Annotated in this window: 15 protein-coding genes, 1 pseudogene and 1 riboswitch; of the genes and pseudogenes, 6 read left to right on the top strand and 10 right to left on the bottom strand. The window is 46.9% G+C overall.

Features of this window, described 5'->3' with window-relative positions:
* Window positions 1-3 precede the first annotated feature (3 nt).
* The gene (locus tag ACMXI2_RS12480) at window positions 4-834 is read right to left on the bottom strand and encodes an ion transporter (RefSeq protein WP_483781902.1); all 831 of its coding nucleotides are present in this window, start codon (window positions 832-834) and stop codon (window positions 4-6) included.
* A gap of 105 nt (window positions 835-939) precedes the next feature.
* Here ACMXI2_RS12480 and ACMXI2_RS12475 point away from each other — a divergent pair, with 105 nt between their 5' ends.
* Together ACMXI2_RS12475 and ACMXI2_RS12470 are read left to right on the top strand one after the other, a co-directional pair.
* A complete protein-coding gene (locus ACMXI2_RS12475) occupies window positions 940-1371 on the top strand; it encodes a DinB family protein (protein ID WP_483781901.1) in 432 nt (143 codons plus the stop codon).
* A 4-nt stretch (window positions 1372-1375) separates the two neighbouring features.
* Window positions 1376-2020 carry a phosphatase PAP2 family protein gene (locus ACMXI2_RS12470; protein WP_483781900.1) on the top strand — a complete coding sequence of 215 codons (645 nt, stop codon included), beginning with the start codon at window positions 1376-1378 and terminating at the stop codon, window positions 2018-2020.
* On the opposite strand, the gene ACMXI2_RS12465 is transcribed toward ACMXI2_RS12470, so the two are convergent.
* From ACMXI2_RS12465 to ACMXI2_RS12445, 5 genes are all read right to left on the bottom strand, one after another.
* The gene (locus ACMXI2_RS12465; protein ID WP_483781899.1) at window positions 2009-2530 is read right to left on the bottom strand and encodes a hypothetical protein; all 522 of its coding nucleotides are present in this window, start codon (window positions 2528-2530) and stop codon (window positions 2009-2011) included. The genes ACMXI2_RS12470 and ACMXI2_RS12465 overlap by 12 nt on opposite strands.
* Before the next feature lie 442 nt (window positions 2531-2972).
* On the bottom strand, window positions 2973-3803 hold the full coding sequence (locus ACMXI2_RS12460) for a phosphatase PAP2 family protein (protein WP_483781898.1): 831 nt from the start codon (window positions 3801-3803) through the stop codon (window positions 2973-2975).
* 58 nt (window positions 3804-3861) lie between these two features.
* A complete protein-coding gene (locus tag ACMXI2_RS12455) occupies window positions 3862-4377 on the bottom strand; it encodes an FUSC family protein (RefSeq protein ID WP_483781897.1) in 516 nt (171 codons plus the stop codon).
* Between the two features lie 184 nt (window positions 4378-4561).
* Complete coding sequence (locus tag ACMXI2_RS12450; protein ID WP_483781896.1) at window positions 4562-6106, bottom strand: S10 family peptidase; 1545 nt, start codon at window positions 6104-6106, stop codon at window positions 4562-4564.
* 71 nt (window positions 6107-6177) lie between these two features.
* Window positions 6178-6969: a helix-turn-helix domain-containing protein gene (locus ACMXI2_RS12445; protein ID WP_483781895.1), complete on the bottom strand. Its 792-nt coding sequence runs from the start codon at window positions 6967-6969 to the stop codon at window positions 6178-6180.
* An 86-nt stretch (window positions 6970-7055) separates the two neighbouring features.
* On the opposite strand from ACMXI2_RS12445, the gene ACMXI2_RS12440 reads away from it, so the two are divergent.
* From ACMXI2_RS12440 to ACMXI2_RS12430, 3 genes are read left to right on the top strand one after another with little or no spacing between them, the layout of a single operon-like run.
* Entirely contained in the window at window positions 7056-8381 is a 1326-nt protein-coding gene (locus ACMXI2_RS12440) for a TolC family protein (protein WP_483781894.1), read from the top strand.
* 3 nt (window positions 8382-8384) lie between these two features.
* Window positions 8385-9458, top strand: a complete 1074-nt coding sequence (locus ACMXI2_RS12435; RefSeq protein WP_483781893.1) for an HlyD family secretion protein — start codon at window positions 8385-8387, stop codon at window positions 9456-9458.
* 2 nt (window positions 9459-9460) lie between these two features.
* On the top strand, window positions 9461-11056 hold the full coding sequence (locus tag ACMXI2_RS12430) for an MFS transporter (RefSeq protein ID WP_483781892.1): 1596 nt from the start codon (window positions 9461-9463) through the stop codon (window positions 11054-11056).
* A 489-nt stretch (window positions 11057-11545) separates the two neighbouring features.
* Here the strand turns inward: ACMXI2_RS12430 and ACMXI2_RS12425 are convergent.
* The 4 genes and pseudogenes from ACMXI2_RS12425 to glk form a co-directional block, all read right to left on the bottom strand.
* Window positions 11546-11734, bottom strand: a pseudogene (locus ACMXI2_RS12425) (RidA family protein); the annotation flags it as partial.
* Window positions 11735-11749: 15 nt separating this feature from the next.
* Window positions 11750-12067, bottom strand: a complete 318-nt coding sequence (locus tag ACMXI2_RS12420; protein ID WP_483781891.1) for a VOC family protein — start codon at window positions 12065-12067, stop codon at window positions 11750-11752.
* 50 nt (window positions 12068-12117) lie between these two features.
* Window positions 12118-13395, bottom strand: a complete 1278-nt coding sequence (locus ACMXI2_RS12415) for a voltage-gated chloride channel family protein (protein WP_483781890.1) — start codon at window positions 13393-13395, stop codon at window positions 12118-12120.
* Window positions 13396-13440: 45 nt separating this feature from the next.
* Window positions 13441-13512: riboswitch (Fluoride riboswitch) on the bottom strand.
* A gap of 16 nt (window positions 13513-13528) precedes the next feature.
* The gene (gene glk, locus ACMXI2_RS12410; RefSeq protein ID WP_483781889.1) at window positions 13529-14584 is read right to left on the bottom strand and encodes a glucokinase; all 1056 of its coding nucleotides are present in this window, start codon (window positions 14582-14584) and stop codon (window positions 13529-13531) included.
* A gap of 164 nt (window positions 14585-14748) precedes the next feature.
* Here glk and ACMXI2_RS12405 point away from each other — a divergent pair, with 164 nt between their 5' ends.
* Window positions 14749-16530, top strand: a complete 1782-nt coding sequence (locus tag ACMXI2_RS12405) for a glycoside hydrolase family 15 protein (protein WP_483781888.1) — start codon at window positions 14749-14751, stop codon at window positions 16528-16530.
* Window positions 16531-16564: the final 34 nt, after the last annotated feature.

The raw sequence follows: 16564 nt of genomic DNA, 5'->3' as shown, positions 1-16564 counted from the left end.
TACTCAGAGTTTATTGCCGCAGTATTTGCAGAAGTCCGCATTGGCATCGTGTCCTTCACGCATGCAATGCGGACAAACTCTCCGGTCTACGTCTTCACGGCTACGTATCCTGCTCATCTCTACTGTAACGATCCCTGTAGGCACTGCTATGATTGCATAACCCATTATCATAATGAGCGCTGAAAATGCTTGTCCCAGCGGTGTTATAGGCGCAATATCCCCGTAACCCACGGTTGTTAGTGTAACTACTGCCCAGTACACACTTACCGGGATGCTGGTGAATCCCGAATTGTGCTCAGACTCTATCACATACATGATAGCGCCTAAAACAACGGTTAATAATCCAATAAAAAAAAGGAAAACAAATATTTTACGCTTGCTTTGTTGTAAAGCAAGCGACAGTTGTTTGCTTTCATTCAGGAAGGGAACCAGTTTAAATATCCTGAAGATACGCATGAGCCGTAGTATCCGGATAGTGAGCAGGAAATGCGCACCGCCATAAAAAGCTTCCACATAGGTGGGTAGAATGCAGAGCAGGTCAACAAGCCCGTAGAAGCTGGTGATATAAGCCTTTGGGCGGTAGCTGCACCATACCCGGAAGAGATATTCAAGGGTGAAGATAATAGTGAATATCCATTCCAGTATATGAAACAGGCGCCCGAATTTCTCCTGCAAAGGCATCACGCTTTCCATCATTACAATAACAACACTGATCAGGATGGCAACGAGAAGGATAATATCGAAAGCCCTTCCTGCCGGTGTGTCCGCCTCAAAAATGATAGTATGCCATTTCTCCTGGAAGGGAGTGAGTTCGCGTTTGATATTGTTAGTCATCCTGTTGAGTTATGCACTTTAAACAAAAACATGTTAGTTTATGTTTAGGGAAAACTTTAGATGATTCCCTGCTTTTCCTATCTTTAGCATATGCTAACCGGAATTTTGATTAATTTATTTGAGCGGGATCTCAGCAAACTGGAAGAAGAGATAGCCGCATATGAAACAGCAGCAGGCATTTGGCGGGTTCCTCCCGGTATAACAAATGCTGCAGGAAACCTCTGTCTGCATCTCTGTGGTAATCTGCAACATTATATAGGCGCGGTACTGGGAAAAACGGGGTATGTCCGCAACAGGGAACTGGAATTCAGCGCCCGGAATATACCCACGGAAGACCTGCTGGTGCTGATCAGTTCCACCCGTCGTGTAATCCTTACCGTTATAGCCGGTTTAACAGCGGAAGATCTTGAGAAAACTTACCCCGAAAAGGTTTTTTCAAGCGCCATGTCTACCGGGCACTTCCTGGTACACCTGAGTACACATCTTAATTACCATCTCGGACAAATAAATTATCATCGCCGATTAACCCAGTCGTGATACCATGAATGCCTTTCTGAAAAATTTCATTAAAGTATACCAGGAACTGAAATGGCTGGTATGGCCATTTGCAGTCTTAGTAATCACGGTGCTGATAATGCGGCTGGTGGTTAGTCGTCAGGATGCATATTTCTTTATCAATAAACTGAATACGCCTGCGGGCGACTTCCTGTTTCCCCGGATAACAGAGCTGGGAAGCGTTTCAGCGGCAGTACTCATTTCATTGCTGCTGCTGGTTATTAACCGGCGTACCGGCGCTATGATGGCTACTGCCTACCTGTTTACTGCAGCTATCAGTTTCACACTGAAATCATTGATCGGCTTTCCCCGTCCGCACCGTTATTTTGCCAGCCGTTTACAGGAAATTTATTTTGTACCCGGTGTGTCTGTACTTGATAATTTCAGGAGCTTTCCTTCAGGGCACAGCGTATGTGCGTTTACGGCAGCTACTGTGCTTTCCTATTACGCAAAAAATAAGTACTGGTCGCTGTTATACCTGGCACTGGCTATGATGGTGGGATATTCCCGGATGTATATGAGCCAGCATTTCCTGGAAGATGTTACCGCCGGCGCTACCTTGGGCGTTTTCTTCTCTATGGTTTGGTTAAGCATCTTCAGGGGTAAAACGGCACAGCTGTCAGGACAATAAATCTTTTTTGTCCTCCATTTCCTGTATCAGCGAGTCCTGGTGCTGCGTGAGCATTTCATTATATAGTTTTGCGGGAGATGTCATTTCGGTGTCTTTTTCTTTGTGCCATACAGGGGCAGGAGTGTACCGTGCCCACAGTATTTCATACCCGATGTAGATCTGGTATTTCCCTTCCCTCACATGATCGGTGTGTCCCAGCCGGCGTTCTTCTCCGGGAGCGAGGTTTTCGATGAGGCGGGCCTGGTGGGTGGTTCCCATAGTGGTAGTGATCACCTGGTCAATCGCCACGGTCATAAACCGTTTGTCCGACAGGTTCTTTACACTGCGGAGATATTTGGATACGCTGAATACACTGTTGGAAACACCTATTATCCTGACGGCATGAATGGCATCTTCTCCCGCTATAGGCTTTAATTTCTTTTCTTTGAAAGACGCACTGCGAAAGCTTTGGGTTCGGAAATGAATGTACCACAACGTGAAAAAGAAGAAAATAATTACCGGAACATACATAATTAACAGCTTTTGAGGATGGGTTTGGTAAACACGGGATCAGTTTTATTTTGAGTCGTTTGCAGGTCAGAGGGCTTTAATTATTATCATATTGATAATGCAAAAATAACGGGTCCGGCACAGGCAACTGTAAATTCTATGTTAATGAAAGTACGATATTTTGCACAGATCACTGGTTTTCCACGGGGCCTGGTGCAAAAATGGACATTTTTTTTTCACGTTAACAATTAAATCACAAAATTTCTCAGGATAAACCTGCAACTTTACTGAATTGCCAAAAACAGGTGTTTGTAACCAGGTCAGCTTTAGGGGTTAACCCCCATGTATTCTTTAATTAACACTCCAATTAATATTTTAATATATGTATTTTTCACATCCGGGAGAGATGCAGCATCATGGCGCTATATAGGCGTTATGACATGTTTTATACTTATCAAGTTGTTTAGTGGGGAAAGAAGATAAAGCTGAGGCCAGCGCTGTGAAATTGCGGGTTGTAATAAGGCATGATTACCTTATCTGTGGAGCGTGCAGGATCTTTAAAGAGCTGTCGTTGTATCCAGGGGTACATCCAATAGGCCGCTTTGGTACCCAGTATACCTATTCCGGCGCCGGCTACCACATCACTGAGCCAGTGTTTATTATTATACATTCTTAACGCGCCGGTGGTGGTAGCCGCTAAATAGCCCGCCACGCCGTACCAGGGAGATACGTCTTTGTATTCCTGCCGGAGATATTCTGCGGCAGCGAAAGCCGTGGCTGTATGCCCGGAAGGAAAGGACAGGTAATCGGAGTGATCCGGCCGGTCTTCATGCGTACCATTTTTTACAATTTCCACCGTACTGGCGGTAATCACCGCAGAAATACCCAGGAGGATGGTGCGGTCGCGCAGGTTATGTTTTCCCTGTATACCGGCGGCATTCAGGATATAAACAGCTGCAACGGGAGCATACTGCAGGTAGTTATCAATATGGGTGCGGAATAGAGGATGGTCTTCCTTGATTTCCGCCTTGGTAGTGGCGTTCAGGTCCCGGAGGGTTGGATTGTTGAGCGCAAGTACGCCATAACCGATCATCGCCGCCGGAACGGCAATACCAGTAACACTGGTATGAAACTGTTTTGTTTGCCAGGCAGGCAGCTGGCTCTTTTGTACAGGATACGTGAAACGGATAGCATCATTTCCGGCAGGCAGAGAATCTATTTCCTGTGCATCAGCACAATAAGAACAGGAGAGGGCGCCTAATGCCAAACCTGTTGATAATATCATCTTCTTCATGCATCAGTCCTTATAGCAACAAAAATAAAGGCCGATTCTGAAGCAAATCTGTATTATTTTATTCCCCGCCGCGGTCGGGTTTCGGAAGGATCATTTCAGCAGTTTGTTTTGTATAACGGTTATGGAAGATGAAAGTAATCAGCAATCCAAGCAAACAACCGGCTAACACAGACAGTACCCTCGCCACCGCAGTATCCCATACATGTTCACCAGCCTCGTGGGTCATTACAATAATAGTGGCCGCCAACGCCGTACGCGTAGCCGCTTCCAGGTTCAGCAGGTTGCAGATCACCACAGTAACAAATACAGAAGTACTCATCATCAGTAACATATTCGGATGCACCAATATCAGCAGGAACCCCGATATACCACCCACCACATTTGCCTTAATACGTGTAACCGCCAACGTTACTGCGTCTGATCCATCCGGTGATAGCACCAGCATCACGGAAATAAGCACCCAGATGATGTCGTTGTAATTTACTAACCACGATAGACCAAGCACTACCAGTACGCCGGTTACGCATTTGGCTGCATAGATTAATATTCGCCTGATTCTTATTTTGTCAATCATGATTGAGCTTTTGGCGGTTGGGAGTTGTTCCGGTTATTTAACCAATAACGGCGTGAAAATAAGGAAACTATATTATTTGACCACGCTGACTATGCGGGTAAGCGAATATGTGGCGCCGGATGGAAATCAATAAAAAAAAGCAGCAGCGACAAGGTCACTGCTGCTTTTTTTTATCCAATCCGGATTAGTATTTCGCTGCCTGTCCTTTTTTAGGAAGGGATGCACGGATAAAATCGCGGATATCATTATTGCCTGTTGTCAGATCATCTTTCCGGAGGTACATCATATGACCGCTGCGGTAGCCGCGCCACGAGAGGCGGTCTTTCAGCCTTCCACCCGGATCCATCTGCCACATGCTGTATTTGGCATTGAAATAGTCACAGGCGCCATCGTAGTAGCCCGATTGGATCATTACGTGCAGGTAGGGATTGGCAGCCATTGCTTCGCGGAGGTTTTCGCCGGTATTGTCGCCGTTCTTATCCCACGGATGTACCGGCCCAAACATCATGTATTTAAGATCGGTGCTGAATTTCAGTTCCTGTCTCAGGTAGATATTAATCGCCGGCGTAAACGCATGCAGCCAGGAAGTCAGTTCCGCATTGTAATCAGGGCCGTTGCCTGCATCTTCGCGGTCGAGGCCCCGGTAGCGGGAATCCAGCCGGCCTACTGTAAACCCTTTATCTCTCAGTAATTCTTTCCAGAAAAAATTCGGTGGTACATCCAGGTTATGTTGCAGGATCACTTTTTCTGACAACCCGGAGTAGCGGGCCATCTTTGCTGCGATATTCTTTCTTTGCTGATCTTCCAGGAATCCGCCCTGGCTGATAGCCGGTATTAATTCATGGATGGTGAAGTTTTCTACTTCCGGTAACACTGCGGTGAGATCTTTCTGTTGCAGATCCGGTGGCAGCATTTTATGGTACCATGCGGTGGCGGCAAAGTAAGGAAGCCGCAATGCCGCATCCACAGGGCCATTACGGGAAATACCCAGTTCGGTGGGGGATACGAGGATCACGCCATTGAGATACATCCATTGGGCATTCTGTAATTCCAGCGCCAGGCCGGAAACACGGGTAGTACCATAGCTTTCACCGATCAGGTATTTGGGAGAAGCCCATCTGTTTTGCCTGGATACAAAAGTGTTGATCCATTCTGCCAGGTAACGGATGTCTGCATTTACTCCGAAGAATTTTTCACGGGGTACATCTTTTCCCACAAGCCTGGAGAAGCCGGTGTTGGCCGGATCTATATAAATGATATCTGCGATATCCAGGATGGTTTCCGGATTTTCGTGTATGCCATAGGGTTGTACCGGGTATCCTTCGTCATCGATATTGAGTAGCCGGGGGCCGGTATAGGCAATCTGCATCCATACGGATGGGGTACCGGGGCCGCCGTTAAAAGAAATGACCAGTGGTCTTGCTGCGCGGTCTTTTACATCGGTCCTTTCATAATAGGTATAAAAGAGCCCCGCCATTACTTTGCCATCCTGGTCCCATACGGGTTGGGTACCAGCAATGGCCTTATAAGGGATCTTCAGACCCTTTACCGTTACTTCATGGAAGGTGGTAATTGCCGTATCCGGGTTCAGTACCACTGACCTCTGTGGTGGCGTTTCTTCTCTGGCAGTGGGATTAGCTTTACCGTTCTTCTGCTGCGCCTTTAGTTGCAGGCTAATAGTGCCTGCCAGCAATAGCGGCAGCCATAGTTGATTTCTTGTTACGTTCATGGATCGGATCTTGATTGCACTTAAAGATTGTGCAATTGCCGCAAAAAATCAAGCATATTCGGATGAATGGGTTATGGCTGAAAGTCGCTCGGTCTTTTACCTACCAGTTTGAAGAATGTATTACTGAATGCGGAAACACTGTTGTAACCGGTATCCCAGGCTATTTCACTGATCGTTTTCTCTGTTTCCAGCAAATAACCCATTGCTTTAATCATCCTGGCCAGTTTCAGGTATTGAAAGAAAGAAATATCCATTGTGGAGCGGAAAAGGCGTGTGAGTGTGCGTTCACTGTGGTTGAATTCATGGCCAACCGTTTCGAGGGTAAGTGGTTCGCCAAGATTCTCCTCTATATACTTTAAAACCGGTTGAAGCCGGGGATTATCGGTAGTGGGTAAGGTAATGGGAAGCGGCACCGAGCTGATTGCCGGCAGCATGTATTTAATGGCTTTGATAAAAACAAAGCGTTTGTCGCCCGGCAATATGTCGCCATCCCAGGCAGCCGTATGCAGGATCATTTCCAACAGGAGATTACTGACAGGGTAGATGCCCGTTTTGGTATAAAAAGGATGTTCACTGTCTTCCGGCTCACCAAAGAAATAAATAGTGCGTACATAGTTAGCCGGGTACCTGTGCTGAAAATAATGCTCCGCACCAGCCGGCACCCACATATAATGACGGGCGGGCAGAAAATAAGTTTTGTCCTTTGTGTACAGGAAAGCCGCGCCACCTTCCACATAGGTCAGCTGTCCTTTATTATGCTTATGAAGGGAAAAGTGATGTTCTGTTTTCCAGTGCCATATATACGCGGACTCCGGGATGGCATCAACATCTTCCAGTATAAGCCGTGGATTAGTATCTTTCATTTGGCCGGTTCTAACAATTTTATGGCAATTTATAGAAAATAAATTAACTGGCTGGATCGGAACTTTGCATCTTCATCACTATAAATATGTCTACAATTATTAATAAGTGGCTTGGAAGGGCAGTCATGTTAACGCTTTTCTCTACGCAAACTGCCACTAGTCAGAACCCTGAGAAGAACACCCTAACGTTAACGGATGTATGGAATAAAGCAGCAACCTATAACCGGCAGTTGCAGATGCAATATCTCAGTGTGCAGAGCATGGATGAGCGGACCAAAGCCGCCAGGGATGAGCGTTTGCCAGAAGTAAAGGCCAATGGTATGTATGCCCGTGTTTCTAATCTGGCTATTTATGAAGATGGCTTGCTCAATAGTCCCACGCAATACCCGGTAGTGCATGGTTACTACCAGTTTGGCGCAGATGCCTATCTCAACGTATATAACGGAGGTAAAACTACCCGCGAAATTAAAGTAAGACAAACCGAAACAGCACTGGCGCAGGAGCAGAAGAACCTCACGGCTGCAGAAATCCGGTACAAAGCTGCCGCCATATACCTCGATATCTATCGTGGACGCATGTACGAAAAAGTATTGCTGCAGGATATTACCGAGCGGGAAAAAGAGCTGGAAGAGATCCGGCAGCTGAACAAAAACGGCGTGGTACTGAAAAGCGACCTGTTACGCGCGGAGCTGAAACTCTCCAAACAGAAAATGACGCTGCTGGAAATAAGGAACGGCATCCTGATCTCCAACCAGCGCCTGAACATCATGATCGGGCAACCCGACAGCACAGACAACATCGTAGCACCGGATACGCTGATACTACCTGCACGCACCTACGAAGATTACCTGGCAGATGCCTATGAACATTCTTTTGCCTTTAAGATTTCAGAAAAGGAAACAGCCCTGAGTGAATTGAAACTGAAAGATGTAAAGAGCAATATCCTGCCTAAAGCAGGACTGTATGCTGAATACGCCTATACGTATCCGCAGATCCTCTTTTATCCTTACTCCATCGCACTTTATGGCTTAGGACAGGTAGGCGTAAAAGCAGGAATACCTGTCTCCGCATTTTATCAGAACAAACACCGGAAACAGGAAGCAAAGATTAACCTGCAACGGCAGGAGATAGAACATGCTAATACCAAAGACCAGGTAAGACAAGAGGTGAAGTCCGCCTACCTGCATTATACTGAGGCTATCACCCGGATAGATGTAGCTAACAACAATGTGATCCAGGCAAAAGAGAACTTCCGCATTGTAAATAATACTTACTTCAACCAGTTATCACTGCTGACCGACCTGCTGGATGCAGAAACGCAGCTGCTGCAATCCCGCTTTGATCTTACCACCGCACAGGTAACAGCGCAGTTACAATACTATCAATTACTGAAAGCAACAGGCAACCTTTAATATATGAACAAGACGAACACTAACACTACTACCAACAAAACCGACAGGCTTATTTCCCGTATCACTACCATCATAGCTTTGGTTGTAGTGGTATTCCTGGTGATATGGGGAATAAAAACGTTGCTGCATCAATGGAAGTTTGAGGAAACAAATGACGCACAGATCGATGAATATATTAATCCTGTTGTAGCTAAAGTAACCGGATATGTACAGGAGATCCGGTATGAAGAAAATCAGGAAGTAAAAAGAGGCGACACCCTGATTATCATTGATAACAGTGAATATGCGGCGCAACAACAGGAAGCCGAAGCTTCCCTGATGAATGCCAAAGCGCAGGTATCCATATTGGAAAGTAATGTTTCCACCACCGCCCGGTCTTCCAAAGTTTATCAATCACAGATTGCCGCTGCAAAAGCAAAACAAACGCATCAGGAGCAGGAATACGATCGTTATAAAAAATTATATGACGTGGAATCCGCTACCAAACAGCAGTTGGAAAGTGTAGAAGCGGCGCTGGCAGTGGCGCGGTCGGAGTATAATACCGCGCTCGATGCGTACCAGGCTTCCCTCGCAAAGATCAATGATGTCAGCATACAACAGCGCGCGCTGGCAGCTGAAATCAAAAGGAGAGTGGCCGTGGTGGCAAAAAATGACCTCAACGTTTCCTATACAATTATCACGGCGCCTTATAACGGTAAAATGGGACGTCGTACCATTCAACGCGGACAGCTGGTTTCAGCCGGACAGGTACTGGTCTACATCGTGGACTGGGAAGCCGGTAAGTGGGTAGTGGCCAACTTCAAGGAAACACAGATCCGACATATGACCATAGGCGAAACCGCGCATATATCAGTGGATGCTTTCCCGGGAACCACGTTCACGGGGAAAATTGAATCGCTGTCCGGCGCTACTGGCAGCCGTTTTTCATTGTTACCACCAGACAATGCCACAGGCAACTTCGTGAAAATAGCGCAACGGATCCCGGCTCGTATACGCCTCAACGGTACCCCTGAAGAACTAAAACAACTTTCCGCTGGAATGAATGTGAATGTATCCATTGCAAAAGAACGTAAATAATCATGGGGCAAAGTAAACAGACATTCCGTTCCTGGGTACCCGAATGGCTGATCCGGCTCACGATCTTACTGGTATTATTTCCAACGGTGATGCTGTTCGCATTATCAACGGCTAACGTGAACGCAGCAACGGGATTTTATGGCGCAGAACCATCCGATATCCAATTTTCGATGCTGGTGTATTATGCCGCCCTGGTGGCTTTTACACCATTGGAGAAGCGGTTCTTCAGCCGTATTGCCACTAAAGAATATTTCCTGATCTGCCTGGTGCTGCAGGTAATTGTTACGTACTGCTGTTATCATACAAGGGAAGTATCTGTACTTTTTATCTGCCGTTTTTTACAAGGCATTTTGAACTGCGGGGTTACCAGCATCTGTTTAACATTGCTGTTCAGCAGATTGAAATCGGAGCACGCACGTGAAACAGGATATGCCATTTTCTATGGCATGATCCTTTGTTCCGGCTCACTAACTTCCCTGGTAACAGCACCGTTGGTGGATGATTATGAATACAATGCGCTGTATAAGATGATTATATACACCTTTATTCCCGGTGCCGTGTTATTGTTGCTGTTAATGAACCGCGTGCATCTGGTCCGTAAAACGCCGCTGTACCAACTGGATTGGACCAGCTTTGTAATATATGCGCCCATGCTCATTTTGATGGGATATGTGATGATTTACGGACAGCAATATTATTGGTTGCAGGACAGCCGGATAGTGTGGAGCATTGCGGGAATTATTTTCCTGACTACTGTATTTGTAATAAGGCAGCGTTACAGCAAACGGCCGTTCATTAATATGGAGGTGTTTAAATCCAGGGGATTCCTGTTTGGCATCACGTTACTGGGAGGGCTTTACCTAATCAGGGGATCGTTCAATGTAACCACCAGCTTTTTCTCCACAGTATTGGGTATGGACCCCATACATACTTACGAATTGCTCGGCTATAATCTCGTGGGCAATTTGATAGGCACTGTTGTTGCCGGGCGGCTGGTCATAAAAAAGCGGCCATTACAATTCATCTGGCTGGTGGGATTTTTCCTCTTACTGATTTTTCATGGCGCTATGTATTTCCTTTTCACGTCTGAGGCGGACCAATCGATCTTTATACTGCCATTGATTATCCAGGGTAGCGGGGCGGGAATGCTGCTTACACCCATTGTGCTGTTCATCATTTCCTCGGTACCGGAAAGTATCAGTGTGTCGGCTTCCACGGCAGGAGTGTTTGTCCGGTTCACCTTTTTTGGAATGAGTTCTGCGCTTATCAATTACAGCTCCCTGTATTTTACTAAAATCCACACCATGCGGCTCAGCGACGGGATTTCAAAAGCAGATAATGGCCTCGCGGAGCGGCTGTATACGTACCAGTCGGCATTGCAATCACGCGGACTGATGGCAGACCAGGCAGCAAAGCTGGCGCCGGGGCTGCTGGATAAAGCTATACAGAAACAGGCTTTCTTGAAGTATGCAATGGATTATTATGAGCTAATGGGCATTCTCATACTGATACTGATGCTGTTGATTGTGTTAACGCCATACATCAACCGTACCACTATCAATGTAAAAAGTAAACAGCCGGCCGCGGCAACCGTATAACGGTGTGGTTGGGCCTAAAGTTGCGGAGACATTTCACCGTACTTTTCGTCGTTTGGCGTGCGAATAAATTCTGCCTGTTAATGGGGGAGTGCTCTGAACCAATTCTTTTACTGCCTTTAGAATTTTGCCTAAAGAAGATAGATTACAGATCTAAATGCCGTAGTCCATTTCTTTATTTAACATAATATAAATTATAAGATTAATCTGGATCCTTTATAAAGAATACTAGTCCTTAATAAGCCAGGCGTCTTTCGACCCTTTAAAATGTGATAATTACTTAAAAATGAGTTCTCTGAGAATCGCGTATAAAAATAATATCCGTATATCCGGTGGGATTTCGCATCTACAGCGGGATTGGGTTTTCAGGATCCGCATCGAAAAAGCCGTTTGAATAAGAGTGAGTTGTTCACTCCCATTCAAACGGCTTTAATCTGAGTTGCGCGAAATATTTACAGGCAGTCCGCCAGCATTGACGCCAGCGCAAACGACTTATCTTTTCACTGCAGTCGCATCTATTTCCACCAGCATACCATCCAGCGCAAGTCGCGGAACGGGAATCAACGTATTCGCAGGAAACTTTTTATCTGCCCAGCGACGCAGGGATTCTTCGGTGAAGATTTGCAGTTTTTCTTCATTATGATCTACGATCAGCGTGGTTAACTTCACCACATCGCTGAATGCTAACCCCTGAGATTAAAGCATAACAGAATCAGCGTGATAAGCCGCCGTGGCGTCTTTTACAGTAAATGAAAAATGAAGTAAAGCTCCGGCCACCGGTGTTTCGCCGTCCTGGGCACGACGGCCCTGGGTAGCAACATTCGCTCCCCTGTCAAATATCTCCACAAAGGAAGAGGTTCCGGGAATGCGCATTAGCGCAGCGTATTCGATATTGAACTCCGGCAAAGTCCAGCTGTGGAACAAGGTTAGTCCCAGCGACTCATAAAATTTAATAGTAGCCTTATAATCTTTCGCCTGGATGGCGACATGGTGCATGCCTGTTATGTTTGTCATCCAGCAAATGTAAAAGCTGCCGACAAAAGAATATGGTACTGACAAAATTGTTAGTGCAACTTTCTTACTTCCAGTCGCTGGGCGCCATAAATCCCAGAGTGGCCGCTGAAATAATAAGCCGTAAAGCAAGCCACCGCGAAGTATAAAATGTGTTCGGTGCCAAATAATTCAGCACCCATTAAAGTACAGGCAATGGGTGTATTGGTGGCGCCTGCGAAAACAGCAATGAAACCTAATCCTGCAAACAGATCTACCGGTGCATTGAATATCAGCGCCAGTGTATGGCCTAAAGTGGCGCCTATAAAAAACAGGGGTGTCACCTCTCCCCCTTTGAATCCCATTCCCAGGGTAATAGCCGTGAAAACCAGCTTCCAGAGCCAACTCCAGTCGCTAATATGACTATTAGAATCAAAGGCTGCCAGTATACTAACGTTTTTACCGTAGACGCCCAGGCCCAGGTAATCGGTGGTTCCCGCTACATAAGTCAGCAATATGATCATTACGCCACCTGCCACCGGAATCATCCAGGGTATTTTAATATAGGTCTTTGCGTTATACCTGATGTTATGAATGAGTTTGGAGAATAAGAGGCTGCTCAATCCAAAAAACACACCGCTTACAATTACCTTCGCCAATAACCAGAGATCCCGGTGAACAAAAGGAAGCCAGTTCATGAAGGGATTGCCCTTATAGAATATATGGTAATGGGTATGTTCAATACCCCATGAGGTGCATACGATGTCTGCGAAAACGGCGGCAATTAAACAGGGTATCAATGCATCATACCGCATTACGCCGATGGCCAGTACTTCCAGCGCAAACACGGCTCCCGTAAGCGGTGTACCGAATACAGCGCCAAATCCCGCGGCAATCCCTGTCATCAGTAAAATTCGTATATCCGGCGCCGGTAGCCCCAGTTTTTTGCCTATAAAACCGGCCATGCTGCCGCCAATCTGCACTGCTGTTCCCTCCCGTCCGGCGGAGCCGCCAAACAAGTGGGTGATGATAGTGGTGATCAATACCAGTGGCGCCATACGCGCGGGTACGCCGCCACCGGGCTGATGGATCTCTTCCATGATCAGGTTGTTGCCTTTCTCTGAATCGCTTCCGCCAATGCGATAGAGCCAGTAAACCAGTATGCCCGCCAGCGGCAAACCAAAAATCAGCCACTCATGCTGTATACGCAGGCTTGTTACTACATCCAGCAGCCAAAGAAACAAGGCTACTAAAGATCCTACAATAATGGCAACCGGTGTTACCAATAAGGTCCAGCGCAGCAATTGATTAGCCACGGACAATTGTTCCAGCAAAGATTTCGTTTGTTTCATATCCTACAAATAGCAGTGTTATATGGCAGCTTTGCTACCATTATAATATTTGTAGGCGCCATCAGACAGCCCTGGGCTGACGGTTTGGGTCAGGAAGACACCATTTCCTGTTATCTGTCTCCCAAAAATAAGTTTATTCTTTTAATAATCCGGCATAAAATGCAGCGCCCCATAAGGCGGATTTATCGTTGTTCACGATGTGGATGGGTACACTGGCCAGTAATTCAGCCATGCGATCGCCCTGCATATAATGATGATAGAACTCGCCCGTTTCCAGCAGCACCGCTATCTTTGGCGGGATTCCACCACCCAGGAACAAGCCGCCCGTGGCTTTCATTTTCAACACCAGGTTGCAGGATTCCCTGGCAAGGTAACGTACAAACAGCTCCATCGTTTTTATGCAAACAGGAATCCTTCCGGCTATTGCAGCTTTGCTGATTTCAGCAGCCGCGTCGCCGGCATTCATTGCAGCCCGCAATTCGGCGGGTTCGTCCATACCTTTTATATCCCGGAGAAATTCAAAGATATCGTTGATACCCGGGCCGCTGATAAGACGCTCCCAGCTCACTACGTCATATTTTTCCTGGAGGTACCTGAGTAATAAAATGTCCAGGTCTGTTCTGGGCGCAAAATCGGTGTGGCCTCCCTCCGTGGGAAACGGGTGATGATACTGGCCATCCCAATACAGCCCAGCCATACCAAGCCCGGTACCCGGCGCTATGATGGCCATATTCCCGGTATGATCCGGCGCGCCCCTGTGAAGGGTGATAAGCTGCTGCGGTGATAGGGTAGCTAATCCGTAGGCGGTAGCTTCCAGGTCGTTGATCAGGGCCACGGTGTGGATCCCCGTGCTCTGCCGGATTTCCTCCTCGCTCAGCTCCCGGCTCAGATTGGTCAGTTCCACCTTTCCCTTCACCACAGGCCCGGCTACGCCAATGCATATACGCTGCGGTGGAGTATCGTTACATCCACTGAGAAAGTGCTTAATCATCTCCGAAAAATTCTGATAATCACGCGAAGCATACTTCTCCTGCTTTATCAGATCCAGTTCTCCATTCCCGCTGCTGAACAAGGCCAGGTTTGTTTTGGTGCCTCCCAGATCTCCCGCCAGCAGGTAGGTTTTGGTATCACCACTGTTTACCGGCTCCATAAAATAAGGAAGGTATTGCTGCTTTTTCAATGTTTGCATCTTTGTGGAACTTTATACTTAAAAATAAGGGTTTCCACCAAGAATACAACAGGAATATGTTTTGTTAATAATTGTCCCGGATACATTATTGGAACAGCTTTTGTTCCGGGGGATGAACAATTCCAGTAGAAAAATGTAATTCAAAACACAAACGTAAGGCCCATATGGAAAGACACACCTATCAGACAGGACTTATTGGCAACTGTGCGTTTCTGGCGCATATTAACAAGAATACAAACATCGATTGGCTTTGCTGGCCGCGCATGGACAGCTCCTTTGTTTTCGGCGGACTGCTTGATAAGAAGAATGGCGGTTCCTTCTCTGTTTTACCGGAAGCGGATTTTTCTTCTCATCAGTATTACCTGGAAAACACCAATGTATTGTGTACTGAAATTACTACCACGGAGGGTAGCTACCGGGTAACCGATTTTGCCCCGCGCTTCCTCCAGTACGAACGTTTTTTTAAACCGCTCATGCTGATCCGGATAGTAGAACCACTGGAAGGCTCTCCGCGGATCCAGGTAAAATGTGAGCCTACCTGCGACTATGGCGCGTCAAAGCTGCGTCCAATGCGAGGTAGCAGTCATATTGAATTTACGGGCTGCGAAGAAAACATCCGTCTCACTACCAACATCCCTGTCAGTTACCTGATTGACGGCGAATTTTTTGTGCTGAATGATACCCGGTACCTGATCCTTACCTACGGGCATCCGCTCGAAGCTCCATTAGCCAGTACCGCAGAACGTTTTCTCCGGGAAACTATTTCGTACTGGAGAACTTGGATCAAGCATTCTTCCATCGCCAATTACTTCCAGCCTTATGTAATCCGCTCTGCTTTAGCGTTGAAAATACACCAGTACGAAGATACCGGCGCCATCATTGCAGCCAGTACCACCAGCTTACCCGAGTTTCCTGAAAGCGGGCGTAACTGGGACTACCGCTATTGCTGGATGCGCGATACCTACTATATTATCACCGCCCTGAATCACATCGGCCATTTTGAAGAAATGGAACGGTACTTCGGATACATCACTGATATCTCTTTTTCCGGCGACTTCCGGTACCAGCCGCTGTATGGAATTACCGGCCAGAAAACCTTATCGGAAACCATCCTGCCACACCTCGACGGCTACATGGGAAATAAACCGGTGCGTATCGGCAACCAGGCATTTGAGCATATCCAGAACGATATATATGGACAGGTGCTTATTTCCATGCTTCCATTATATACTGACCACCGATTTATTTTTTCTGAAAGAAAAGATTCTGACCGGTGGATTGAACTGCTGCTGAAGAAGATAGAAAAAACGATCGACGAAAAAGATGCAGGCATCTGGGAGTTCAGGAATATGGCTAACGTTCATTGCTATACGAACCTGTTCCAGTGGGCAGGCTGCGCAGCCGCCGAAAAGATGGCCCGCACCATTGGAAACGAGTCGTTGCTGGAACAGGCAATTGCATTGAAGAACCGCGCTGCGGCTCATATTGAGAGCTGCTACGACCCGGTAAGAAAAGTATATACCAACGCAGCTGGCAGTCAGCACCTGGATGCCAGCACCCTCCAGCTCATTATGATGAACTACCTGGATCCGGCCTCTGAACGGGCCCGCGATCACCTCATTGCGCTGGAGAAAGAACTGAAAACACCGGAAGGATTGTTTTACCGCTACCGCCACTCCGATGATTTTGGTAAGCCCAAAACTACTTTCCTCGTGTGTGCATTCTGGTATGTGGAAGCCCTGGCCTGCGTAGGCCGGCTGGATGATGCCAAGCGGGAATTTGGTAAGCTGCTGCAATATTCCAATCACCTGCTGCTTTTCAGCGAAGACGTGGAATCTGATACCGGTAGCCAGTGGGGGAATTTCCCGCAGGCATACAGTCATGTGGGATTGATGAATGCCGCCTACCGGATTGCTATGAAACTGGATACCCCCATTTTTTTATAGTTATGTATACATATAATAAAGGAGGGGAGTTTGT

Source organism: Chitinophaga sp. G7 BAM 1005 (assembly GCF_057126945.1).
This window is presented reverse-complemented; position numbering and strand designations above follow the sequence as displayed.